Raw genomic sequence first — 23,764 nt, 5'->3', positions numbered from 1 at the left:
ACCGGGACGCGCACCGCAGGCCACCGGGCCGCGGTGCGCGTTCGGCGTTCCTGGACGGATTTCGTGCTCGGCTCGCCGACTGGCTACATTGCGGGCGTACCAGCGTCGCGTCGGAAGGGTCCCACTGATGGTGGATCAGTTGCTCCGCGAAGAGGTCGTTTCGGCGCGGCGGATCGTGGTGAAGGTCGGCTCCTCGTCGCTGACCACCGCGGCCGGCGGCCTGGACGCGGACCGGGTCGACGCGCTGGTGGACACGCTGGCGAAGGCCCGGGCGGGGGCGACGGCGCCGGAGATCGTGCTGGTGTCCTCGGGCGCGATCGCGGCCGGCCTGGCGCCGCTCGGACTGGAGCGCCGACCCAAGGACCTGGCCCGCCAGCAGGCCGCGGCCAGTGTCGGCCAGGGCCTGCTGGTGGCCCGCTACACGGCCTCGTTCGCGCGCTACGGGGTGCGGGTCGGCCAGGTGCTGCTGACCGCCGAGGACGCCAGCCGGCGGGCGCACTACCGCAACGCGTACCGGACGCTGGACCAGCTGCTGGTGATGGGCGCGATGCCGATCGTCAACGAGAACGACACGGTGGCCACCGCCGAGATCCGGTTCGGCGACAACGACCGGCTGGCGGCGCTGGTGGCGCACCTGGTGCGGGCCGACCTGCTGGTGCTGCTCTCCGACGTGGACGGCCTGTACGACGGCGACCCGAGCAAGCCCGGCAGCAGCCGGATCGCGGTGGTGGACGGCCCGCAGGACCTGGCGGGCGTGGAGATCGGCAGCGCGGGCAAGGCGGGCGTCGGCACCGGCGGCATGGTGACCAAGGTGGAGGCGGCCCGGATCGCCACCGGCGCGGGCATCCCGGTGGTGCTCACCGCGGCCAGCCACGCGGCCGACGCGCTGGCCGGCCGGCCCACCGGCACGCTGTTCCGCAAGACCGGCAGCCGCTCGGCGGACCGGCTGCTGTGGCTGGAGCACGCCTCCTCGCCGCGCGGCGCGCTGACCCTCGACGACGGTGCGGTGGCCGCGGTGGTGCACGGCGGCAAGTCGCTGCTGCCGGCCGGAGTGACCCGGGTGGAGGGGGAGTTCGTCGCGGGTGATCCCGTCGACCTTCTTGGCGAAAACGGTCACATCGTCGCCCGCGGACTGGTCAACTTTGATGCGAGGGAGTTGCCCCGTCTGCTCGGCCGGTCCACCCGAGAACTGGCCCAGGAGCTCGGTGCCGCGTACGAACGTGAGGTCGTCCACCGGGACGACCTGGTGGTACTGCGCGCCTGAGCACGGGCGGCGGGGCCGGTACGGGGGGTGGGAGCAGCGGGTCGGGGGGCCCGCGCGACACGCTGAACAGGAGGCCGCCGGTGGGACGCAGGCGGGAGGAAGCGCTGCCCGGGCAGCAGCGGACGGAGCGCCGGCTCACCAGCATCGAGGGCGGCCGGAGCGACGAGGACCCGAACCCGGGCGTCGTGGAACCGGAGCAGGGCCGGCTCTGGCACGTGGTGCTGAGCGTGGCCGGGGCGGCGTCCCCGCTGCCCGAGCTGCGGGCCGGGCTGGAGAAGCTGGCGCACGACCACTCCTTCTTCCTGACGGCCCGTTACGCGGCCGACCACGCCGAGATCCGCTACTGGGAGCAGGCCCGCGACCTGCACGACGCCGCGGCGATCGCGCTGCGGCTGTGGGGCGAGCACAAGGTGAGCGCGAAGCTGCCGGCCTGGGAGATCGTCGGCCTCGAGGTGGTGGACCGGCCGACCTACCACAAGCGGGTCGCGGAGGGCTTCGGCGATCCGCCGCCGCAGCTCGGCGGCGTGCACCCGTACTGACCTCCGGCGGTACGTCTCAGCGGGCGAAATGTGCGGCGGGACGGGACCGGCTTCTCGCTAGGCTGGGCGCATGAGCGACCTCACCGCCACCGCCGACAGCCCCGTCCTCGCCGCCGCGCGCCGTGCCCGGGAGGCGGCCGCCGTCCTGGCGCCAGTGCCGCGGTCGGTGAAGGACGCCGCGCTGCTGGCGATCGCGGAGGCGCTGGTCGCCCGCGCCGGGGAGATCACCGCGGCCAACGCGCAGGACGTCGCCCGGGCCCGCGAGGCGGGCACCGCGGAGTCGGTGATCGACCGGCTGACGCTCACTCAGGACCGGATCGCCGCGATCGCCGCCGACGTGCGCAGCGTGGTCGGCCTGCCCGACCCGGTCGGCGAGGTGGTGCGCGGCTACACCCTGCCGAACGGTCTGGACGTCCGCCAGGTGCGGGTCCCGCTCGGCGTGGTCGGCATCATCTACGAGGCCCGGCCGAACGTGACGGTGGACGCCGCGGCGCTCTGCCTGAAGTCCGGCAACGCGGTGCTGCTGCGCGGCTCCGCCTCCGCGTACCGCTCCAACACCGCGCTGGTCGAGGTGCTGCGCGCGGCGGTCGCCGGGGCCGGCCTGCCGGCCGACGTGATCCAGCTGGTGCCGGGCGAGAGCCGCGAGTCGGTGCAGGAGCTGATGCGCGCCCGCGGCCTGGTGGACGTGCTGATCCCGCGAGGCGGCGCCGCGCTGATCCGCACCGTGGTGGAGGGATCGACCGTCCCGGTGATCGAGACCGGCACCGGCAACTGCCACGTGTACGTGGATGCGCAGACCGACCTGGCGATGGCCGTCGGCGTGCTGCTGAACTCCAAGGCGCAGCGGGTCAGCGTCTGCAACGCCGCGGAGACCCTGCTGGTGCACCAGGACGTCGCCGACGCCTTCCTGCCGCTCGCGCTGGCCGCGCTGGCCGAGGCCGGGGTGACGGTGCACGGCGACGAGGCGGTGCTGAAGGCCGCCGAGGGCAGCGCGGTGACGGCCGTGCCGGCCACCGAGGAGGACTGGGAGACCGAGTACCTCTCGCTGGACCTGGCGGCCGCGGTGGTGCCCTCGCTGGAGGCGGCGGTGGACCACATCCGGCGCTACTCCTCCGGTCACACCGAGGCGATCGTCACCACCTCGCAGGCCGCCGCCCGCCGCTTCACGCAGCTGGTGGACTCCACCACGGTGGCCGTCAACGCCTCGACCCGGTTCACCGACGGGGGTGAGTTCGGCTTCGGCGCGGAGATCGGCATCTCCACCCAGAAGCTGCACGCCCGCGGCCCGATGGGCCTGCCCGAGCTGACCAGCACCAAGTACATCGTCACCGGTGACGGCCACGTCCGCGGCGAGGCCCGGCAGACGGTCGGCGGCTGACCGGCCGACACCCCGTCGGACGCTTCCGCGGTCCGATCGGCGCGACCCACAGACAAAAGCCCGGGCCGGTAATACATTGAATCCGTGGCTGAGGAAGTGGGGGGCTCGCCGTACTCCGACGGCGCCGACCACGGTGGTGCGAACGACGAGTTCGCCGCCGTGGTCTTCGACGAGAGCTTCGTCCGTTCCGCCGCCGTGCGCGAGCCGAGTGCCAGGGAGCGGCAGCTCGCCGCGGCCGAGGCCAGGCTCGAGCCCGAGCAGGGCGGGTCGGTCCGGGGCCATGAGCTCGTGTCCGGGAGCGACGGCCTGCCGCTGGAGCTGCGGCCGCTGCCCGGCGGGCTGGACGAGGACTGCTTCTACCCGGACCCGTGGTCCGGCCGCGAGCGGGTGCGACGCCGCTCCCGGTGGGGCCGGATGCGCGGCTTCGACCCGCTGCGCGGCGGGCAGGTCGCCCAGCAGCGCTGGCACCGGCCGGTGGCCTGGGTGCTGGCCGTGGTGATGGGCGTCGGTGTGGTCGCGCTGGCGGTCGCCGCGGTCTACCGGGGCGTCGGCGGGGCGGCCGGTTCGCCGGCGCGGCCGCAGTCCGGCAGCAGCAGCCCGGGCGCGGCGCCCACTCACGTGGAGCCGTCGATGGTCCCGTTGCCGGTGGGCTGAGCCGCGCTGCTGGGCGCTGTCGTGCAGCCGTTACGCGCGGCCCCTCGTACCGGACGGCAGGCGCGTCTACCCTGGTGCTATGGGTGACCCGCGCGAGCCTCCCGAGGGCGGGCCCGAGGGCGGTTCCAACGAGGACGAGTTCCGGTCCGTCGTCTTCGACGAATCGTTCGTAAAGGCTGCCCGGATCCAGGAGCTGTCGGCGCGCGAGCGGCTCAGCGGCGCGTTCGGCCGTGCCACCCGGCCGCGCGGCTGGGGCTGGTTCGGCTCGCTGCCGCGCCAGGCGGTGGCCCTGCTGCTCCTGGTCGTGGTGGCGTTCGGCGCGGCCGTGTACTTCGGCATCAGCTCCCCGCACCGGCAGGTCTCCCCGCCCAGCGGCAACCAGCTCACCGTCAGCCTGACCGCGCTCGCCCCGGCCGGCGTGGTCGCGGCGGTCGCCGACCCGGCCAACCCGTTCGCGGGGCTGCCGCCGGGCTACGCGGACGGCACCGCGGGCCTCGGCGTGCCGGCCGCCGCGGCGACCTCACACTTCACCAAGTCCGAGGTGACCCGCGCGCTCGGCACCGTCGAGCAGTACCTGGCGGTCTCCTCGCTCAGCCCCGCCACGGTCGGGCAGAGCGAGACCGGGCAGGCCCGCCGGCTGGTCACCCCCGGCGAGCAGGCCCAGTACGACGACAGCGTCAACACGCCGCGTGACGATCAGCACCACGCGGCGACCGGCTGGCTGGTCCGGTTCGACCCCGGGCAGATCGCGCTCGCCGGGGACACCGTCAAGGTCGCCGGCAGCGTCCAGGTCGGCGAGGCGGACAGCGGCACCCTGGAGATCGTCGCCGACCACACCTTCGTCTACGCGCTGCGCCCGGCCGGCACCACCAGCGACCCCTCGGTCGGCCTGTACGCGGTGCGCCGGGCGGTGCGCTTCGAGATCGACCGCGCCGACCTGGACACCGGGCGGCTGCGGGTGGTGGACGCCGCGGTGCAGTCCGGGCCGACCAACTGCGGCGTCGCGCAGTCCGACTACCTGCAGCCGGTGCTGGCCACCGCGGCCGGGGTCCGCCCGAGCAGCCCGCCCGCCGTCGACCCGGCCGACCACAGCCGGCCCGCCTGGCAGAGCTGCGGGGTGCTCGGGCCGATCACCGGCTGATCAGCTCTCCGCGGAGCCGTCGGCACCGGTGGAGCCGTGGGACCCGTTCGCGCCGTTCGACGCGGCGCGGGCGGCGCCCGTGAAGGTGTCGCGGAGCTTCCCGCCGACCGTGCCGACCCCGCCCGCCATGTCGCGCAGCAGGCCCATCAGCGGGTCCTTGCTCTCCTTCACCGACTGCGAGTAGGAGTCCGCGGCGGCCTTCCACTGCGCGCCGACCGAGGTGTCCGGGTCGTCGCCGCGGCGCGGGTACGCGCCCGCCAGGATCGACCGGTACTCCTCGCTCTCCGCCCACTTCTTCAGCTTGGCCACCCGCACCACCGCGAACGGGTGGGTCTGCGGCAGCACCTGCAGCAGCTTCAGCACGCCGTCGCGCAGGTCGCCGGCCCGGTCGTACTCCTCGGCCTGCTCCAGGAAGGCGTCGACGTTCATCTCGGCCAGGTTCGCGCCGCCGGCCAGCTTCATCAGCGCCCGCATCGACGCCTGCAGGTCCTGACCCGCCAACAGGCCGGCCCGGTCGCTGGAGAGTTCGGCCTTGCGGAACCACTCCTTGAGCGCGGTGATCACCGCGGTGATCGCCAGGTTGCCCAGCGGCAGCCAACCGAGCCGGGCGGCCAGGTTGGTGAGGATCAGCAGCATGGTGCGGTACACCGCGTGGCCGGACATCGCGTGCCCGACCTCGTGGCCTATCACCGAGCGCAGTTCCTCCTCGTCCAGCAGGTCCACCAGGCCGGTGGTCACCACGATCACCGGGGTGTCCATGCCGATGCACATCGCGTTGACCCGCGGGTCCTGGGTGACGTACAGCTCCGGGACCTTCTCCAGGTCCAGCACGTACGCCGCGTCCCGCACCATGTCGAACAGCTCGGGGAACTGCCGCTCGGAGGCGCGTACCGCGGTGGCCAGGAACATCAGCCGGACGCTGCGCTCGGAGACCAGGCCGGCCAGCTTCTTGAGGATCTCGTCGAACCCGCTGAGCTTGCGCAGCGCGACCAGCGCGGAGCGGTCGGCCGGGTGCTCCCAGGCGCGGGTGGAGATCTCCGGGAACCGCTGCCGGCGGCGGCTCGGTGCGGCGCCCTTGGTCATGTCGGTCATGGTGTGAATGCCCTCCCTGGATCGACGCCGGCACCGGCTCCGTACGGCCGGCCCCCGCTGCTGTCGGATTCAACGTCGCTGTGCCCGAAGTCGTCCCCGCCGCGCGCCGCGCCGACCGGGGGTGCGGGCGGCGCAGGCGGTAAGCGCGACTACCCTGACTGTGACGTACCGAAAAGGAGCCCCGTGATGTCCCCTGCCGACCTGGTCCAGCTCGCCGGACCGATCTCCAACGAATCCGGCCCCGGGCTGTTCCTGCGGATCATCCTGATCGCCTCCTTCGTCGGCGTCGGGCTGCTGGTCTGGGCGCTGGCCCGAGCCTCCCGCGACGGTGCCAAGCGGGACGCCGCGCGCGCGGCCGAGCGCGAGCACGCCGACCAGGGCTGAGCGCCGCGGGCTCACGCGGGGTCAGACGCGGTGGGCCGCCGCGCGGTTGCGTATAGGGCCCCCGTACGATGAGCGCGCGGGCCGCACGGTCCGTGACCGCCTGGTCCTCCAAGCCGAGCCGAGAAGGTCCCGCCGATCATGAGCGCTGCCACCCTGCCCACCCTCGCCCACCTCGCCGAGGGCGGGAACCACGAGAGCCTCAACCCCCTGCTGACGGGCGGCTCGGCGCTGTTCATCCTGCTGCTGCTGCTCTTCATCACCACCCGCTTCAACCGCGACCGCTGACCCCGGCGGCAGTGCAGCGACCGGACCGCCCGGGGCCCGCGAACGGGCGGAACCCCCGGGTCATCCGGGTCGCGTAAGGTGTGGCGCCATGAGAGAGCAGGTCGAGACCACCCGGGCCGGTACCGCGACGGGCGCGCCCGCGTCCGGCGGTGCGCCGCGCCGGCGCCGGCTGGGCGTGATGGGCGGCACCTTCGACCCGATCCACCACGGTCACCTGGTGGCCGCCAGCGAGGTGGCCAGCGCCTTCCACCTCGACGAGGTGATCTTCGTCCCGACCGGGCAGCCGTGGCAGAAGTCCGACCGCACGGTCTCCCCGGCCGAGGACCGCTACCTGATGACGGTGATCGCCACCGCGGAGAACCCGCAGTTCTCGGTCAGCCGGATCGACGTCGACCGCCACGGCCCCACGTTCACCGTGGACACCCTGCGCGAGCTGCGCGCCCTGCACCCCGACGCCGAGCTGTTCTTCATCACCGGCGCCGACGCGCTCGCCCAGATCATCTCCTGGCGCTCCTCCGAGGAGCTCTTCGACCTCGCGCACTTCATCGGCTGCACCCGGCCGGGCCATACTCTCTCCGACACCGGCCTGCCGGTCGGCGGGGTCTCGCTGGTCGAGGTGCCCGCCCTCGCCATCTCCTCCACCGACTGCCGGATCCGGGTCGCCAAGGGCGCACCCATCTGGTACCTGGTGCCGGACGGCGTGGTCCGATACATCCACAAGCGGGCGCTCTACGCGTCGGCCCGGCCGTGATCCTGGGAGGGACGGCGTGACCGGAACGTCGGAGGACGACAGCTGGTTCGAGCAGCGCCAGCCGCGCTACCCGCAGCAGCAGGGGTACCCGCAGGAGCAGCCGCACCAGCAGTACGGCCAGGAGCAGCAGCAGTACGGCGGCGGCCCGTACGAGCAGCTGCCGTACCAGGGCTACCCGCCGCAGGACCCGTACGCCGCGCAGCCCGGCTACCAGCAGCAGGGCTACCAGCAGTCCGGCTACGAGCAGGGCGGCTACGACCAGGGCGGTTACCAGCCCGGCTACGAGCAGCCGTACGGCGGGCAGCAGTACGGGCAGCAGCCGTACGACCCGTACTACGGGCAGCAGCAGCCCGCGCAGGGGTACTACCAGCAGCAGCCGGTGCAGGCGCCGCCCGCGCCGCCGGTCGCCCAGGTCACCCCGGTCGCCCCGGTGGTGCCTCCGCCGCCGCGGCCGCGGCCCGCCCCCGCGGCGGCGCCCGCGCCGGAGCGCGAGGAGCCGTCCGAGATGGTCGGCGGCCGGGCCGCGGCCAAGGCCCGGGACTCCTACGCCACGGGCGAGTTCACCTTCGTCGACGAGAAGACGGAGGAGTCCGAGGACGCCATCGACTGGCTGAAGTTCGCCGAGTCACGCAGCGAGGTGCGGGCCGAGCGCCGGCGCCGGCTGCGCAACCGGCTGATCGCGCTGCTGGTGGTGCTGGCCGTGCTGGCGGCCGGCGCGGCCGGCTACCTGTGGTTCACCGGCAAGCTCGGCGGCGCGGACACCGCGGCCAAGGCGGCCGGCGGGCGCAGCGTCAACGTGGTGCACCTGCGCGACCTGCAGGGCAAGGTCACCACCGCGCTGCTGGTCGACGACGAGGGCGGGCAGAAGGCCACCGTGCTGCTGCTGCCCGACACCCTGCGGCTGCCCAGCAACGGCGACAGCGCCACCACCACGGTCGGCCAGGCGCTGGACGCGGTCGGCGCCTCCGCCACCCGCGACGGCCTGTCCACCGTGCTCGGCGCCCAGGTGGCCGGCACCTGGCGGCTGGACACCCCCTACCTGCAGCTGCTGGTCGCCCAGCTCGGCAGCATCAAGGTCGACACCAACGCCGAGGTGCGCGAGGGCAACAAGCCCGACGGCAAGGTGCTGGCCCCGGCGGGCAAGGGCACCACGCTGACCGGCCATGCCGCCGTCGCCTACGCCACCCTGCAGGCCGCGGGGGAGGGCCGGGACGCGCAACTGGCGCGGTTCGGCCAGGTGCTGGAGGCCGTGGTGCGGTCGATGCCGACCACGCTGGCCGACGCCACCGACGACGTGCACCGGATGAACGCGGTCGCCGACCCCTCGCTGCCGGAGACCGCGCTGGCCGGGGTGCTGGTGAAGCTCTCCGAGCAGGCCAAGGCCGGACACCTGACCACCGCCGTGCTGAAGGCCAAGCCGGACGGCACCCTGGACGACGCCACCGCCGGCCAGCAGGTGAAGGAGATCCTCGGCGGCACCGTCAACAACGCCAAGGGCACCGGCGGCAGCACCCGGGTCACCGTGGTCAACGCCTCCGGCAACAACGACGCGGTGACCGCCGCGCAGGTCGGCGTCTCCAACGCGGGCATGGACGCGCTGCCGTCCACCGCCAAGGCGGCGGTGCAGGCGAACTCGGAGATCCGCTACACCGACGACGCGAAGCAGCCCGCCGCGCTGACCCTGGCCACCAGCCTGGGCCTGCCGGACACCGCCGTGAAGAAGGTCACGGAGGCGCAGAACGCCGACCTGGTGCTGGTCCTCGGCAAGGACTACCAGCCCAAGTCGCAGTAGCCGGACGCGTCCCGCCGCCGTGGCGGGGCACGCATCGGGGCCCTCGGCGGGAAACCGCTCGGGGGCCTCGGCGCGTTCGTGAGATCCTGGGTGGGTATCTCTACAGCCGATCCGGAAGAGCATCGTGACCGTCACTGACCGCAGCCAGGAACTCATCAACGTCGCCGCCCAGGCGGCGGCCGACAAGTTGGCCCACGACATCATCGCCTTCGACGTCAGCGAGGTGCTGTCGATCACCGACGCCTTCGTGATCGCCTCCGCCGCCAACGACCGCCAGGTCCGCGCCATCGCCGAGGAGATCGAGGACCAGCTCCGCGAGAAGCTGGACGTCAAGCCGGTCCGCCGGGAGGGCGAGCGCGAGGGCCGCTGGATCCTGCTGGACTACCTCGACATCGTCGTGCACGTCCAGCACTCCGAGGAGCGCTCCTTCTACTCGCTGGACCGCCTCTGGAAGGACTGCCCCGAACTGCCGATCCCCGCGGACGCGCTGGCCACCCGCAACCGGCCCGAGAACGCCGTCACCGACGCGGCCGGCAACGCCGTCTCCGGGGGCGAGCTCTGAGCGGCTCCGCGGCCGGTCCGCGGATCGTCTTCTGGCGGCACGGTCAGACCTCCTGGAACCTCGAGTCGCGGTTCCAGGGCACCACCGACATCGAGCTGACCGACCAGGGCCTCTTCCAGGCCCAGCGGTCCGCCCGGCTGCTCGCCGCGCTGCGGCCCGACCTGCTGGTCTCCTCCGACCTGCAGCGGGCCCGGCGCACCGCGGTCGAGCTGGCCCGGCTCACCGGCCTGGAGGTGCACCACCACGAGGGCCTGCGGGAGACCTACGCGGGGGAGTGGCAGGGCCTGACCAACGCCGAGATCCGGGCCCGCTACCCGGAGCAGTACGAGGCGTGGGCGAACGGCGAGCCGGTCCGCCGCGGCGGCGGCGAGCTGGCCACCGAGGTGGCCGACCGGTCCGTCCCGGTGGTGCTGGACGCGGTCGGCAAGCTGCCCGAGAACGGCACCGTGGTGGTGGTCAGCCACGGCGGCACCATCCGCACCATGATCGGCCGGTTGCTGGACATGGAGCCGCAGTCGTGGGAGCGCTTCGGCGGCCTGTCGAACTGCTGCTGGTCGGTGCTCGGCCGCGGCTCGCGCGGCTGGCGGCTGCTGGAGCACAACGCGGGGACGCTGCCGCAGCCGGTCATCGGCGACGAGACCTGAGGCCGGGCCGCGACCGGATTTCACAGTTCCGCCTCTGACCAGCTAGAGTCTTCCTCGTTCGCAGCGAGGAACGCAGACCGGAGACGGGGGCGGAAGTCGCGGGACCGTGGGGCTATAGCTCAGTTGGTAGAGCGATTGCATGGCATGCAATAGGTCCGGAGTTCGATTCTCCGTAGCTCCACTCCGCACCGGCGGTCCGTCATTGACGGGTCGTCAGTGTTGCGGGGCTATAGCTCAGTTGGTAGAGCGATTGCATGGCATGCAATAGGTCCGGAGTTCGATTCTCCGTAGCTCCACAGCAGTTCCGCGAGGCCGCGACCCGAGACCGGGTGGCGGCCTTCGGTGTTTCCGGGGCGCGGTGCGCGGGGTCCGGAACGGATTAGGGGACTCCCCGCCGAGCGTGTACAGTTGTCGATGTCGCCGAGGGAAACCGCAGGTGACAAGAGTATGGGGCTATAGCTCAGTTGGTAGAGCGATTGCATGGCATGCAATAGGTCCGGAGTTCGATTCTCCGTAGCTCCACAGCAGTTCGAAGGCCGTCCCGGCAGGGGCGGCCTTCGGTCGTTCACCGGACTTCCCTACCGAGCGGGCCGCCGAGGCCGCTACCGTCGTGCCATGGCCGATCTGGCGCGGAAACGGAACGAGGAGCTGGCCCGGATACTCCACCAGCTCGGCTGGAGCCCCGAGCGGCTGGCTCGCGAGGTCAACGCGGCGCTGCCGACCGGGCTCGCGATCAGCTCCACCGCCCCGTACAAGTGGCGGGACCGGGGCATGGTGCCGCGTTCGCCGCACGACCAGACGGTCTGCGAGGTGCTCGGCCGCAGCGTCGGCATCGCCGTCACGTACGAGCAGCTCTGGGGCCAGATGGGCACCAACCGGGGCGCCAAGATGCTCTCCCCGCGGCTGCTCACCGACCCGTGGACCGCCGACACCGCGCAGACCGCGCTGCGCGAGGCGGGGGCGGACGCCGGTCCGGTCCGGCTCACCGACCTGTTCCGCGGCGACGAACTCGAACAGGCCGCCCGGCACTGGGCCTCGCCACCGCCCCCGGTGGTCGGCGGCGAAGGGGCCCTGCGCATCGCCCCCGAGCAGCTCGCCGACCTGCGGCTGTCCCACGACTCCAAGCAGCGGCTGGAACGCACCTACGGCGGCGGCCTGATCCTCGACCTCGCCAAGGCCGAACTCGCCATGGTGGGAAAGCTGTTGGAGCTCGGCAGCTACGACGAGCCGCTCGGCCGCGAACTCTACGGGGCGGCCAGCCGGCTGGCCCGGCTGGTCGGCTGGGCCAACTACGACATGGGCAACGACGCCGCCGCGCAGCGCGCCTTCGTCGCCGCGCTGCGGGCCGCGCACGTCTCCGGCGACCCGCGGCTCGGCGTCGGCGTGGTCGGCTGCCTGGCCGTCCAGGCCACCTACAACTCCGGCGGGCGGGGCCTCGACCCGGTCGCCATGCTCTCCACCGCGCTGCGCGCCGCCGACGGGGTGCTGACACCCCGTGAGCGGGCGCTGCAGCTCGGCCGGATCGCCCGCGCGCACGGCCGCAAGGGCGAGCAGATCAGCGCCGAGGCGGTCGCCGAGCGGGCCTTCCGGGAGCTGGACGGCTTCGACGGGCACGGGCAGGAACGCGCCGACCTGGAAGGCATGGTGGGGGAGGGCTACCTGCTGCTCGGCGAGCACGAGCGCGCCCGCGGGCTGCTGGCCGGCGCGATCGAGGCGCTGACCGCGGAGCGCGCCCGCGCCAAGGCGCTGCTGATGGTCCGGCTGGCCGACTCCTACCGGCGCACCGGCGAGGGCGCCGAGGCCGAACGCACCGCCGACCGGGCCCGGCAGTTGGCGGCGGGCATGCAGTCCGCGCGGGTGGCCCGGGCGCTGCGGGAGTTCGACACCGCGATGCGCGCGGAGACGCCGGGGGACTGACGGGCGGGGTCGGGGGCCAGGACCGGCGGGCTGGCGGGCTGGTGGCGTCGGTGGCATCGGCGGCGTCGGCGGCGCGAATCCGCCTTGTGACGGTGCGGTACCCTGAGCCCATGCGAACGGTGCGCCTGCTTCTTAGCCGGCCGCGCTGACCAGGACCGGCCGGGTGGCCGGAGTCAGCGTGGCATCCCCTCCTGCGTGAGGGGTTTTCTGCTTTCCACGGCCTGTTCGCGACTGATGACGATGGAGCCCGAAGGACCATGAGCGAGACGACCCCCGCTTCCGGCGCGGCCGAAGCCGCCACCGAGCCTTTCCGCTACGGCGCCGCGCTGGCCGCCGAGATCGAGTCCCGCTGGCAGGACCTGTGGGAGAAGGAGGGGACGTTCAACGCCCCCAACCCGGTCGGCCCGCTGGCGGACGGGACGTCCGTCGCCGCGAAGCCGCACAGCTTCATCATGGACATGTTCCCGTACCCGTCGGGCGCCGGTCTGCACGTCGGTCACCCGCTGGGCTACATCGCGACCGACGTGTACGCCCGCTACCAGCGGATGAACGGGCACAACGTCCTGCACACCCTGGGCTACGACGCGTTCGGCCTGCCCGCCGAGCAGTACGCCGTCCAGCACGGCGTGCACCCGCGGGTGTCCACCGAGGACAACATCGCCAACATGCGCCGCCAGCTGCGCCGGCTGGGCCTGGGCCACGACTCGCGCCGCTCGATCTCCACGATCGACCCCGAGTACTACCGCTGGACCCAGTGGATCTTCCTGCAGATCTTCAACTCCTGGTACGACGAGGAGGCGGGCAAGGCCCGCCCGATCGCCGAGCTGGTGGCGCGGTTCGAGTCCGGCGAGCGTGAGGTGCCGGGCGGCCGTGCCTGGGCCGAGCTGTCCGGCGTCGAGCGCGACGAGGTGCTGGGCGAGTACCGGCTGGCGTACTCCAAGGAGGTGCCGGTCAACTGGTGCCCCGGTCTGGGCACCGTGCTGGCCAACGAGGAGGTCACCGCGGACGGCCGCTCCGAGCGCGGCAACTTCCCGGTGTTCAAGTCCAACCTGCGCCAGTGGATGATGCGGATCACCGCCTACGCGGACCGGCTGATCTCCGACCTGGACCTGCTGGACTGGCCCGAGGCGATCAAGCTGCAGCAGCGCAACTGGATCGGCCGCTCCGAGGGCGCCCGGGTCGACTTCGGCGTCGGCGGCGACACCGTCACCGTCTTCACCACCCGCCCCGACACGCTGTTCGGCGCCACCTACATGGTGCTGGCCCCCGAGCACGCCCTGGTCGACACGATCGTGCCCGCCGCCTGGCCGGCCGGCACCCGTGACGAGTGGACCGGCGGCGCCGCGAGCCCGGCCGAGGCCGTCGCCGCGTACCGGGCGGCCGCCGCCGCCAAGTCCGACGTCGAGCGGCAGGCCGACGCCAAGGTGAAGACCGGCGTCTTCACCGGCGCCCACGCGACCAACCCGGTCAGCGGCGAGCAGATCCCGGTGTTCATCGCCGACTACGTGCTGATGGGCTACGGCACCGGCGCGATCATGGCCGTCCCGGCGCACGACGGCCGCGACTTCGCCTTCGCGCAGGCGTTCAACCTGCCGATGCGCTGCGTGGTCCAGCCCACCGACGGCCGCGGCGAGGACCCGCACGCCTGGGACGACGCCTTCGACACCTACGACTCGGTGCTGATCAACTCCGAGCGCGACGGCATCTCGCTGAACGGCCTGTCCGTGGTCGACGCCAAGGCCCGGATCACCGCCTGGCTGGCCGAGCAGGGCATCGGCGAAGGCACCGTCAACTTCCGCCTGCGCGACTGGCTGTTCAGCCGTCAGCGCTACTGGGGCGAGCCCTTCCCGATCGTCTACGACGAGACCGGCGCGATGCACGCGCTGCCCGAGTCGATGCTGCCGGTCGAGGTCCCCGAGGTCGACGACTACTCGCCGCACACCTACGACCCGGACGACGCCGCCTCCTCGCCGAAGACCCCGCTGTCGCGCAACGAGGCCTGGGTCAACGTCGAACTGGACCTGGGCGACGGCCCGAAGACCTACCGCCGCGAGACCAACACCATGCCCAACTGGGCGGGTTCCTGCTGGTACGAGCTGCGCTACGTCGACCCGATCAACTCGGCCACCGTCGTCGACCCCGCCAACGAGGCCTACTGGATGGGCCCGACCGCCGAGAAGCCGGCCGGCGGCGTCGACCTGTACGTCGGCGGAGCCGAGCACGCCGTGCTGCACCTGCTGTACGCGCGCTTCTGGCACAAGGTGCTGCACGACCTGGGCCACGTCTCATCGGTCGAGCCGTTCCACAAGCTGTTCAACCAGGGCATGATCACCGCCGATGTCTACCGCGACGCCCGCGGCTTCCCGGTGCCCGCGGCCGAGGTCGAGGAGCGCGACGGCCAGTACTACTGGGACGACGAGCCGGTCCGCCGCGAGGCGGGCAAGATGGGCAAGTCGCTGAAGAACGCCGTCGCCCCCGACGAGATCGCCGACGAGTACGGCGCGGACACGCTGCGCCTGTACGAGATGGCGATGGGCCCGCTGGACGTCTCCCGCCCCTGGGACACCCGCGCCGTGGTCGGCTCCTACCGCTTCCTGCAGCGGCTGTGGCGCAACATCGTCTCCGAGGTCACCGGCGAGCTGGTGGTCACCGACGAGGAGCCGGACGAGGCCACGCTGCGCGCGCTGCACAAGGCGATCGACGGCATCCGCGGCGACATGGCCGCCATGCGGTTCAACACCGCCGTGGCCAAGGCCATCGAGCTGAACAACTTCCTGGTGAAGCGCGGTTCCACGCCGCGCTCGGTCGCCGAGCGGATCGTCCTGCTGGTCGCCCCGCTGGCCCCGCACATCGCCGAGGAGCTGTGGCGCCGCCTGGGCCACGAGGAGTCGCTGGCGTTCGCCGACTACCCGGTCGCGGACCCGGCGTACGTGGTCGACGAGACCGTGACCTGCGTCGTGCAGATCAAGGGCAAGGTCAAGGCCCGCCTGGAGGTCCCGCCGAGCATCTCGGACGCCGAGCTGGAGGCGCTGGCGCTGGCCGACCCGACCGTGGTCGCCGCCATCGGCGGTGCGCAGGTCCGCAAGGTCATCGCGCGCGCGCCGAAGCTGGTCAACATCGTCACCGGCTGACGTCCCGTCAGTTGCCGTGGGCCGGCCGCCTTCCCGTTCCGGGGAGGTGGCCGGCCCGTCGGGGTTCTGGGCCGGTGGGTTCTGGGCCGGTGGGTGTTCCGGGCCCCGTAGCGGGCCGTTCCCGCTTCCGGGGGAGCGCTCGGGGGAACCCCTGAGCTGTCCCTGATCTCTCCTGGGACAGCCGGTTCCGGCCTGCTGCGGGGGCCCCGGCCGGGCTACGGTGGAAGTCGGCGGGCAGCGCGGGCCGTACCAGGCGGCCCCGGGGCCGTCACGGGCGGAAGGTGGGCTCCCGATGGATGCGCTCGGTGTGGTGGTCGCGCTGGTCGCGCTGTTCGGGGTGACGGCGCTGGTGCTGGCGGTGGTGGCGACGGTCAAGGCCGCGAAGGCGGTGGCCGCGAAGGTCGAGCGGCACAGCGTCAACGCCGGCCGGGCCGTGGAGAACGCCGCCCTCAAGGCGAAGAGCTTCGCCAAGCCCGGCGAGCAGGGCCGGATCGCCGCCCTGCGGCTGTCCCTGCGCACTGCCCTCGACTCCACCCGCCAGGTCCTGCAGACCGGCCTCCCGGCGGACGCCCAACTCGGCGACTCCCTCCAGCTGCTCGCCCGTCTCGACGCCCACGCCGCCGAACTCGACGCCGAACTGCGGATGCTGGAACGCGAACCGCAGACCGCCCGGGTCGCCGCCAAGCTGCCCGAACTGCGCGAACGCGCCGAGCGGATCACCCACTCCGCGGACTCGCTGCGCTGGGCCGCGCAGGACCGGATGCGGCACTTCGCCGACGACGAACTGGCCCGGCTCAGCAAGGAGTGCCAGGACGAGGCGGGCGCGCTGCGGCACTGGACGCCTGCCGCTGACGCTGCCGAACCGGTGGGCGGTGGCGTGGCGGGTGACGGGGCGGCTGCTCCCTCCGGAGCGGCTGCTGCCTCCGGGGTGGCCTCGGGCACGGCGGCGCGACCGAAGGGCGTCGGCACGGGACGCCAGAGCAGCGCCGAGGAGCTGCTCGGCCTCGCCGCCGAACCGCTCTCCCGCCTCGCCGACCGCCTGCGCAAGCCGAACCCGGCGCGCCCCAACCGCCCCTGACCCCGCGTCACCGGCGGTTGCGCTCCGTGCCCGGGGTGGTTACCCGCTGTGGCGGAGGCGAAACCCGCGAGTGGCCGGGTCGGAACGGCAAGGGGCCCGGTCGGACCGGCAGGTGGCCAGGGCGCACCACCGCGAGCCCGGCGCTGTCATCCGGGCCCGGCGGGCGGTAACCTCCGCCTCATGCCCGGCCACCTCGCACTTGTCACCGATTCCACGGCGTACCTGCCCCAGGAAGCCGTCGACCGGCACCGGATCCGGGTGGTCCCGCTCAGCGTCGCGGTGGGTGACGAGGTCTTCGCGGAAGGCGTCGAGATCTCCCCGAAGGACGTCGCCGAAGCACTCCGTTCCAAGCAGCGCGTCACCACCTCCCGGCCCAGCCCGGAGACCTTCGCCGCGGCCTACCGCGCCGCAGCCGACGCCGGTGCCCGCGGCGTCGTCTCGATCCACCTCTCCGCCGAACTCTCCGGCACCGCCGAGGCCGCCCGACTCGCCGCCGCCGACGCCCCGATCCCGGTCCGGGTGGTCGACAGCCGCCTGGTCGGCATGGCCCTCGGCGGCTGCGTCCTGGCCGCGGCGGAACTGGCCGCCATGCTGGACGCCGCAGCCTCTGCCACCTCTGGCGCCTCTGCCGCGTCCGGGGACCGCTCCGCCGAGCTCTCCGGTACGACGGAGGCCGACCTGGCCGCAGTGGTCGCGGCGGCCGAAGGGCGGGCTGCCGCCACCAGCAGCTTCTTCTACGTCGACACGCTCGAACACCTGCGTCGCGGCGGCCGGATCGGCACCGCCCGCGCGCTGGTCGGCTCCGCGCTGGCCGTGAAGCCGCTGCTGCACCTCGCCGGCGGCCGAATCGAACCGCTGGAGAAGGTCCGCACCGCCTCCCGCGCCATCGCCCGGCTGGAGGAGATCGCCGTCGACCAGGCCGCGGCCGCCGACCGGCCCGTCGACATCACCGTCCACCACCTCGCCGCCGCCGACCGCGCCGAACCGCTGGCCGAACGACTCCGCGAGCGCGTGCCCGCCCTGCGCACCCTCTACGTCAGCGAAGTCGGCGCGGTCATCGGTGCCCACGTCGGCCCGGGGCTGCTCGCCGTCGTGGTGTCCCCGGTGCTCGACGCCCCGCGGTAGCCCGCACCCGCGCGCCGAACCGCGCGGGACTCACCCTTACGAGGGACCTGAGTTATCCACACCCCCGGGTTGTCCACAGGCCCACTCGGATTCGCCGACGGTCTCCCGGTTTCCTCCTACTGTCCTCGCCATGAGGACCATCACCGGCCCCCGGGCCCGCCGCCGCCAGACCCTCGACGCCACCCTCGACCGCCTCGCCCAACTCTTCCCGCCGCCCGTCCCCGACTCCGCGCCTGACTCAACGTCAGATGCGCTGGCTGTGGCGTTGATCGACGGACCCGACCCTCCGCTCCTGCGCGATCGCGCTGCCGTCACCGAGTCGGTCCCGGGTGCGTCCGGCGTGAGCGGCGCGGCAGCGGACCGGCCCGAGCAGTCTCGGGTATCGGGTACCTCTGGCGTGAGCGGCGCGGCGGCCGACTGGACCGAGCAGGCTCGGGTTTCGGGTGCCTCTGGCGTGAGCGGCGCGGCGGCTGGCCGGCCCGAGCAGTTTCGGGCTTCGGGTAGCTCCGGTATGAGCGGTGCGGCAGCGGACTGGCCCGAGCAGGCTCGGGTATCGGGTAGCTCCGACGTGAGCGGCGCGGCAGCCGACTGGACCGAGCAGGCTCGGGTTTCGGGTGCGTCCGGCGCGAGTCGCGCGGCATCGGACCGGCCCGAGCAGGTTCTCGCGCCACCCGCGCTCGACACCGTCGGCCGGACGGCCCTCGCGGCGGTGGCCGCCACCTGCGGCGAAGGCGTGCCCGGAGATGCCCCAGCCGCGTTACCGGCGTCGCCGCTGCCGCTCGCCGAGCTACCCATTCGCCTTTCCCCCGCTACCGGCGAACGGCCGACTCCCGCATCGGCCACCGGTCGGCGGATCCGTCCCGATGCTCCGTTCACTCCCGCTCCCGTTCCAGGCGCCGTTCCTGCTCCCGTTCCCGCTGCCGTTCCCGTTCCCGGTGCCGCTCCCGTTCATGCTGCCGTTCCCGGTGCCCCTCCCACTCCCGCTGCCATCTCCGGTGCCGCTCCCGCTCCCACTCCCGTTCCTGCTCCGGCTGCCGTTCCCGCTCCCGTTCCCACTCCCGCACCTGAAAACGACTCGTCGGCGTTTCCTGATGGATCGTCAGGTCCCGGGTCCGCCGCCTCCGACAAGTTCGCCGCCGCCATGTCCACCGACTCGCCCGATGCTGCCCCGCCGCTGCCGCTGCGGTTCCGTCTCCCCGCCGCGTTCGCCCTCGACCGCCGCGCCGTGCTCGGCCTCGCCGTGCTGTTGCTCCTCGCCGTCGCCTACTCCGTCCAGCACTTCTGGCTCGCCCGCCCGTACCCGGTCGCCATCCCCGCCGCGGGCATCGAATCCACCCTCGCCCCGACCACCGAAGGAGGTTCGAACCCCGCCGCCGGACCGGCACTCGTCGTGGACGTCGCGGGCAAGGTCCACCACCCGGGCCTGCGCACCCTCCCCACCGGCTCGCGCGTTGCCGACGCCGTCACGGCCGCCGGCGGCCCACTCCCCGGGACGGACACCAGTTCCCTCAACCTCGCCCGCCCGCTCGCCGACGGCGAGCAGATCCTGGTCGGCGGCGACGCCCCCGCCGTCGCACCGGGCGCGGCGCCGGCCGGCCCCGTCAGCCTCAACCGGGCGACCGCCGACCAGCTCGACACCCTCCCTGGCGTGGGGCCCGCCCTGGCCCAACGCATCCTCCAGTACCGCCTCGCCCACGGCCCGTTCCACTCCGTCGACCAACTCCGCCACGTCCCGGGCATCGGTGAGCGGAAGTACGAGGACCTCAAGCCTCTCCTGACTCTGTGACCGCACCGCGCCCGCTCCTACCGGCGGCTCGGCCCACCCTCGCGGACCGCCCGAACGCCTCGTCAACCCACCCTCCCAGCCCCTCCGTTCGAGAGGAGGTGTCCGTGTCCGTCGCCCAGCCCACCCCGCAGAGCCGTACCGACCACCGGCTCCTCCTCCCCGCCGTCACCGCCTGGGCCGTGGCCGCCGCCGTGCTCGGCCTGGAGCCCCGCCACCACCCGTCCCTGCTGCTCGCCGCACTCCTCGCCACCGTCACCGCCGGCACCCTCCTCACCGCGAAGGGCCCGCACCGTTCCTCGTACCGCCTGGTCGCCGCCGTCCTGCTCACCGCCGCCGCTGCCGTCACCACGACCGTCCTGCACACCGCGGACCTGCACCGCGGACCCCTCCCCGCCCTCGCCCACCCACCGCCTCCCACCACCGAGCCGGGCTCCGGCTCCGGCGCCGACGGCGACGCCGACGGCGACGGCGAACCCGAGCCGCCGCCCCACCCCCGCATCACCGTCGAACTGACCGTCACCGGCGACCCCAGGTCCCACGGCCCGCAAGCCCGGGGCAGCACCCTCTCCGCGCCGAACCTGACCATCCCCGCCCTCGTCACCCGCGTCCGTCCCGCCGACGACGACCGCACCCCGCCCACCGCCACCCGGACGCCCGTCACCGTGCTCGTCCGCGCCCAGGACGCCGCCCGGTGGCGGGAGTTGATCCCCTCCACCCGCCTCGCCGTCGACGTCGAGGTCCTCCCCGAACCCACGCCCGCCGCCACCCCGACTCCGGCCTCGACCCCGGCGCGCAGCCACCGCACCGACATCGCGGCCCTGCTCACCCCGCAGACCCCACCCCGTCTGCTCGCGCCGCCGGACCTGCCGCAGCGCACCGCCGCCCGCCTCCGCACGGGTCTGCGCGACGCCTGCGACCACCTCTCGCCGGACGTCCGCGGCCTGCTGCCGGGCCTGGTGGTCGGCGACACCTCCCGACTGCCCGACGACCTGTCAGACGCTTTCAGGGCCACCGACCTCGGCCACCTGGTGGCCGTGAGCGGGGCCAACCTGGCGATCATCCTGGCGGTGCTGGTCGGCGGGACACCCGCCGACCCCGACGCGCCCTCGCGGGGCGGCCTGGCGGGCATCCTCGGGCTGTCGCTGCGCACCACGGCGCTGCTCGGCACCGGCCTCACCCTGGCGTTCGTCACCATCTGCCGCCCGGAACCCAGCGTGCTCCGCGCCGCGGCGACCGGGCTGATCGGACTGCTGGCGCTCGCCACCGGCCGTCCACGGCAAGGCGTTCCGACGCTGGCGGGCGCCGTGCTGGTCCTGGTCCTGGTGGATCCGTACCTCGCCCGCTCCTACGGCTTCCTGCTCTCCGCCCTGGCCACCGGCGGCCTGCTGATCCTCGGGCCCAGGTGGACGGCCGCCCTGCGCGCCCGCCGCTGGCCGCACCACCTCGCCGCGGCGGTCGGCGCCACGGCCGCCGCGCAGGCCTTCTGCTCACCCGTCACCGTGCTGCTCGCGCCGCGGATCAGTCTGGTCGGAATCCCCTGCAACCTGCTCGCCGAGGCGGCCGTCGCGCCCGCCACACTGCTTGGCTTCGCCGCTCTGACGGCGGCGCCGTTCTCGGCCCGCGCGGCGGAACTACTCGCAGACCTCGCGGCCGTGCCGGTCGGCTGGCTGGCCACCGTCGCCCGGTACGGCGCGGAGCTGCCCGGCGCCGAACTCGCCTGGCCCGCCGGCCTGCCGGGCGCGGCGCTGCTGGTCGTCGTGCTCACCGCGCTGGCCTGGTCACTGCCGGCGCTGCTCGCCACCCACCGGGCCCGCGGCCGACCGGCCAGGGCCGTCACCGGGCTCGCGGTCGCCGTGCTGCTGCCCCTGGTGCTGCTCCGGCCCGCGTCCGTCACCCGCCTCGCCACGGGCTGGCCCGCGGCGGGCTGGCGGCTGGCGCTCTGCGACATCGGACAGGGCGACATGACGGTGCTTCAGGTCGCGCCGGGGACGGCCGTGGTGGTGGACGCCGGGCCGGACCCCAAGACGGCCGACGGCTGTCTGCGGACCCTCGGCGTCACCCGGGTGCCGGTGCTGATCGTCACCCACTTCCACGCCGACCACGCGGAGGGCGTCCCCGGCGTGCTGCGCGGCCGAGCGGTCGGCGCGATCGAGGTGACCACCCTGGACGAGCCCGCGGGCGAACGGGACCGGGTGGTGCGCTGGGCGGCCGACGACCGCGTGCCCGTCCTGCGCGCGCACCGCGGGGAGCGCCGTAGCGCCGGCCCCGAACTGTCCTGGCAGGTGCTGTGGCCGGGCCCCGACCCGGCCCCCGACGCGCCGGGTCCCAACAACGCCAGCATCGCGATCCTCGCCACCCTCGGCCCGGCCGCCGACCCGCTCCGGGTGGTCCTGCTCGGCGACCTCGAACCGCCCGCCCAGTCCACGCTGCTCACCCCGGGCCAACCGCTCGCGCAGGCGTCTCCCGGCCGGGTCGACGTCCTCAAGGTCGCCCACCACGGCTCGGCCAACCAGGACTGGTCCCTGCTGGCCGCACTCCACCCGCGGCTCGCGCTGATCTCCTGCGGCACCGGCAACCCGTACGGCCACCCCGCCCCGCAGACGGTGACCGCGCTCCGGGCGCTCGGCGCCACCGTCCTGCGCACCGACCGCTCCGGAGACATCGCCGTCCTCGGTGGCCACGGCGACCTCGCCGTGGCCACCCACCCCCACCCGTCCACGCCCTGACCCGGCGGCCACCCCACGCCCGGGTCCCACCCGGACTGCTGCCCCGCCCGCCAGTCCTGTCCTGCCCGCCGGCCTATTCCTGTCCGTCAGTCCTGCCCCACCCGCCAGTCCTGCTCTACCCCGCCCGTCAGTCCTGCTCGCGCCAGCCGTCCTGCTCGCCGGTGAGGCGGTCGAGTTCGGCGAGCAGGCGGGCGGTCCAGCCGTCCTCGGGGGCCTCGACCACGACGATCCACTGGGCGTCCTCGGCGTCGTCCTCGCCGGCCAGCGCGTCCCGGACGACCTCCACCTCGCCCAGGTCGGGCCAGCGGGCGGTCAGCTCCTCGGCGACCTCCTCCGCCGCGTCGCGGTCGGGAAGGACGAGCAATTGACGGTCATTGTTCTCGATCACGTCACCCATTCTGCCCAAGCCCGGCAGACGCCCCGCGCCGCCCCCGCGTGCATGCCGCCCGGCCCGGACAGGCCTGTCGTCGGGCCGTGCGATCCTGGTACGCGATGGCCAGGAAGAGTGCACCCGACGACCTGCTCGCCCCGCTGACCGCTGCGGTCGGCCAGGAGGAGCTGCTGCTCGACCGCGCGGTCGCCGAGGTGGTGGCGGCGGCGCGGGCGGCCGACCCGGACACCGACGTGCGCGACCTCGCGCCGGGCGCCCTCCAGCCCGGTCAGCTGGCCGAACTCACCACGCCCTCGCTGTTCGCGGAGCGCAAGGTGATCGTGGTCCGCGCCGCGCAGGACCTCTCGGCCGACGCGGTCAAGGAGGTCAAGGCGTACATCGACGCCCCCGCCGACGAAGTGATCATGGTGCTGGTGCACGCGGGCGGGGCCAAGGGCAAGGGGCTTCTGGACGCGGCGAAGAAGGCCGGCGCGCGCGAGGTGCAGTGCGCCAAGCTGACCAAGGCGAGCGACAAACTGGCGTTCATCCGGGGCGAGTTCCGCACCCTGGGCCGGGCCGCCACCGCGGAGGCCTGCCAGGCGCTGTTCGACGCGCTCGGCAGCGACCTGCGGGAACTCGCGGCCGCCTGCAGCCAGTTGACCGCCGACGTCGAGGGGCCGATCGACGAGACCGCGGTCGCCAGGTACTACAGCGGCCGAGCCGAGGCGACCGGCTTCGAGGTGGCCGACCTCGCCGTCACCGGCCGGGCCGCCGAGGCGCTGGAGCGCCTGCGCTGGGCCCTGGCGGTCGGCCAGCCGCCGACCGGCATCACCTACGCCCTGGCCTCCGGCGTCCGCAGCATCGGCCGCCTGGCCACCGCCGGCCGCAACCTGCGTCCCGCCGACCTGGCCCGCGAACTCGGCATGCCGCCGTGGAAGGTGGACCGGGTCCGCCAGCAGATGCGCGGCTGGACCGGCGACGGCGTCGCCGCGGCCCTCACCGCCATCGCCGAGGCCGACGCCGCCGTCAAGGGCGGCTCCGACGACCCGGCCTACGCACTGGAGCGCGCCGTGGTCGCCGTCGCCCGCGCCTCCCGCGCCGGCTCCCGCCCGTACTGACCGCGGACCTGACGCCCGTTCACCAAC

Annotated in this window: 20 protein-coding genes and 3 tRNA genes; 21 read left to right on the top strand and 2 right to left on the bottom strand. The window is 73.9% G+C overall.

All coding sequences use genetic code 11. The features are described 5' to 3' along the window. Window positions 1–127: 127 nt before the first annotated feature. From proB to AB0K51_RS09980, 5 genes are all read left to right on the top strand, one after another. Window positions 128–1,264, top strand: a complete 1,137-nt coding sequence (gene proB, locus AB0K51_RS10000; protein WP_363452549.1) for a glutamate 5-kinase — start codon at window positions 128–130, stop codon at window positions 1,262–1,264. Between the two features lie 143 nt (window positions 1,265–1,407). Next, a complete protein-coding gene (locus AB0K51_RS09995) occupies window positions 1,408–1,803 on the top strand; it encodes a hypothetical protein (protein WP_363452676.1) in 396 nt (131 codons plus the stop codon). A gap of 70 nt (window positions 1,804–1,873) precedes the next feature. Beyond that, window positions 1,874–3,181 (top strand): glutamate-5-semialdehyde dehydrogenase, encoded by a 1,308-nt coding sequence (locus AB0K51_RS09990; RefSeq protein WP_363452547.1) that lies wholly within the window; start codon window positions 1,874–1,876, stop codon window positions 3,179–3,181. Between the two features lie 84 nt (window positions 3,182–3,265). Beyond that, window positions 3,266–3,835, top strand: a complete 570-nt coding sequence (locus AB0K51_RS09985; RefSeq protein ID WP_363452545.1) for a hypothetical protein — start codon at window positions 3,266–3,268, stop codon at window positions 3,833–3,835. A gap of 79 nt (window positions 3,836–3,914) precedes the next feature. Continuing rightward, the gene (locus AB0K51_RS09980; RefSeq protein ID WP_363452543.1) at window positions 3,915–4,976 is read left to right on the top strand and encodes a hypothetical protein; all 1,062 of its coding nucleotides are present in this window, start codon (window positions 3,915–3,917) and stop codon (window positions 4,974–4,976) included. Here AB0K51_RS09980 and AB0K51_RS09975 read toward each other — a convergent pair whose 3' ends face one another. Next, complete coding sequence (locus AB0K51_RS09975) at window positions 4,977–6,068, bottom strand: M48 family metallopeptidase (RefSeq protein ID WP_363452541.1); 1,092 nt, start codon at window positions 6,066–6,068, stop codon at window positions 4,977–4,979. A gap of 186 nt (window positions 6,069–6,254) precedes the next feature. On the opposite strand from AB0K51_RS09975, the gene AB0K51_RS09970 reads away from it, so the two are divergent. The 15 genes from AB0K51_RS09970 (at window position 6,255) to AB0K51_RS09900 (ending at window position 22,249) form a co-directional block, all read left to right on the top strand. Beyond that, a complete protein-coding gene (locus AB0K51_RS09970) occupies window positions 6,255–6,452 on the top strand; it encodes a hypothetical protein (protein WP_363452539.1) in 198 nt (65 codons plus the stop codon). Between the two features lie 138 nt (window positions 6,453–6,590). Beyond that, window positions 6,591–6,737 (top strand): hypothetical protein, encoded by a 147-nt coding sequence (locus AB0K51_RS09965; protein ID WP_363452537.1) that lies wholly within the window; start codon window positions 6,591–6,593, stop codon window positions 6,735–6,737. A gap of 88 nt (window positions 6,738–6,825) precedes the next feature. Beyond that, window positions 6,826–7,488: a nicotinate-nucleotide adenylyltransferase gene (gene nadD, locus AB0K51_RS09960; RefSeq protein ID WP_363452535.1), complete on the top strand. Its 663-nt coding sequence runs from the start codon at window positions 6,826–6,828 to the stop codon at window positions 7,486–7,488. A 16-nt stretch (window positions 7,489–7,504) separates the two neighbouring features. Beyond that, the gene (locus AB0K51_RS09955; protein WP_363452534.1) at window positions 7,505–9,280 is read left to right on the top strand and encodes a LytR C-terminal domain-containing protein; all 1,776 of its coding nucleotides are present in this window, start codon (window positions 7,505–7,507) and stop codon (window positions 9,278–9,280) included. A 124-nt stretch (window positions 9,281–9,404) separates the two neighbouring features. After that, window positions 9,405–9,842 carry a ribosome silencing factor gene (gene rsfS / locus AB0K51_RS09950; RefSeq protein WP_363452532.1) on the top strand — a complete coding sequence of 146 codons (438 nt, stop codon included), beginning with the start codon at window positions 9,405–9,407 and terminating at the stop codon, window positions 9,840–9,842. After that, window positions 9,839–10,486 carry a histidine phosphatase family protein gene (locus AB0K51_RS09945; protein ID WP_363452674.1) on the top strand — a complete coding sequence of 216 codons (648 nt, stop codon included), beginning with the start codon at window positions 9,839–9,841 and terminating at the stop codon, window positions 10,484–10,486. Before rsfS ends, AB0K51_RS09945 begins: the two co-directional genes overlap by 4 nt. A gap of 108 nt (window positions 10,487–10,594) precedes the next feature. Next, a tRNA-Ala gene (locus AB0K51_RS09940) sits at window positions 10,595–10,667 on the top strand. Window positions 10,668–10,709: 42 nt separating this feature from the next. Further along, a tRNA-Ala gene (locus AB0K51_RS09935) sits at window positions 10,710–10,782 on the top strand. Between the two features lie 153 nt (window positions 10,783–10,935). Then, window positions 10,936–11,008: transfer RNA gene (locus AB0K51_RS09930), tRNA-Ala, on the top strand. Window positions 11,009–11,101: 93 nt separating this feature from the next. Further along, the gene (locus AB0K51_RS09925; RefSeq protein WP_363452530.1) at window positions 11,102–12,403 is read left to right on the top strand and encodes a hypothetical protein; all 1,302 of its coding nucleotides are present in this window, start codon (window positions 11,102–11,104) and stop codon (window positions 12,401–12,403) included. 257 nt (window positions 12,404–12,660) lie between these two features. Then, on the top strand, window positions 12,661–15,534 hold the full coding sequence (gene leuS / locus AB0K51_RS09920; RefSeq protein WP_363452528.1) for a leucine--tRNA ligase: 2,874 nt from the start codon (window positions 12,661–12,663) through the stop codon (window positions 15,532–15,534). Window positions 15,535–15,826: 292 nt separating this feature from the next. Further along, window positions 15,827–16,612 (top strand): hypothetical protein, encoded by a 786-nt coding sequence (locus tag AB0K51_RS09915; protein ID WP_363452526.1) that lies wholly within the window; start codon window positions 15,827–15,829, stop codon window positions 16,610–16,612. A gap of 180 nt (window positions 16,613–16,792) precedes the next feature. Then, window positions 16,793–17,737 carry a DegV family protein gene (locus tag AB0K51_RS09910; RefSeq protein WP_363452524.1) on the top strand — a complete coding sequence of 315 codons (945 nt, stop codon included), beginning with the start codon at window positions 16,793–16,795 and terminating at the stop codon, window positions 17,735–17,737. 1,141 nt (window positions 17,738–18,878) lie between these two features. Continuing rightward, a complete protein-coding gene (locus AB0K51_RS09905; protein ID WP_363452522.1) occupies window positions 18,879–19,523 on the top strand; it encodes a ComEA family DNA-binding protein in 645 nt (214 codons plus the stop codon). Window positions 19,524–19,627: 104 nt separating this feature from the next. Further along, window positions 19,628–22,249 (top strand): ComEC/Rec2 family competence protein, encoded by a 2,622-nt coding sequence (locus tag AB0K51_RS09900; protein WP_363452520.1) that lies wholly within the window; start codon window positions 19,628–19,630, stop codon window positions 22,247–22,249. A 127-nt stretch (window positions 22,250–22,376) separates the two neighbouring features. Here AB0K51_RS09900 and AB0K51_RS09895 read toward each other — a convergent pair whose 3' ends face one another. Then, entirely contained in the window at window positions 22,377–22,646 is a 270-nt protein-coding gene (locus AB0K51_RS09895) for a hypothetical protein (RefSeq protein WP_363452518.1), read from the bottom strand. A gap of 95 nt (window positions 22,647–22,741) precedes the next feature. Between AB0K51_RS09895 and holA the strand changes: the two genes are divergently transcribed. After that, the gene (gene holA, locus AB0K51_RS09890) at window positions 22,742–23,737 is read left to right on the top strand and encodes a DNA polymerase III subunit delta (protein ID WP_363452516.1); all 996 of its coding nucleotides are present in this window, start codon (window positions 22,742–22,744) and stop codon (window positions 23,735–23,737) included. The last annotated feature ends 27 nt before the right edge of the window (window positions 23,738–23,764 follow it).

This window comes from Kitasatospora sp. NPDC049285 (assembly GCF_040678815.1).
In the GTDB taxonomy this organism is placed as follows: domain Bacteria; phylum Actinomycetota; class Actinomycetes; order Streptomycetales; family Streptomycetaceae; genus Kitasatospora.
Note: the sequence above shows the minus strand (reverse complement) of the source record. Positions and strands in the feature narration are given on the sequence as shown.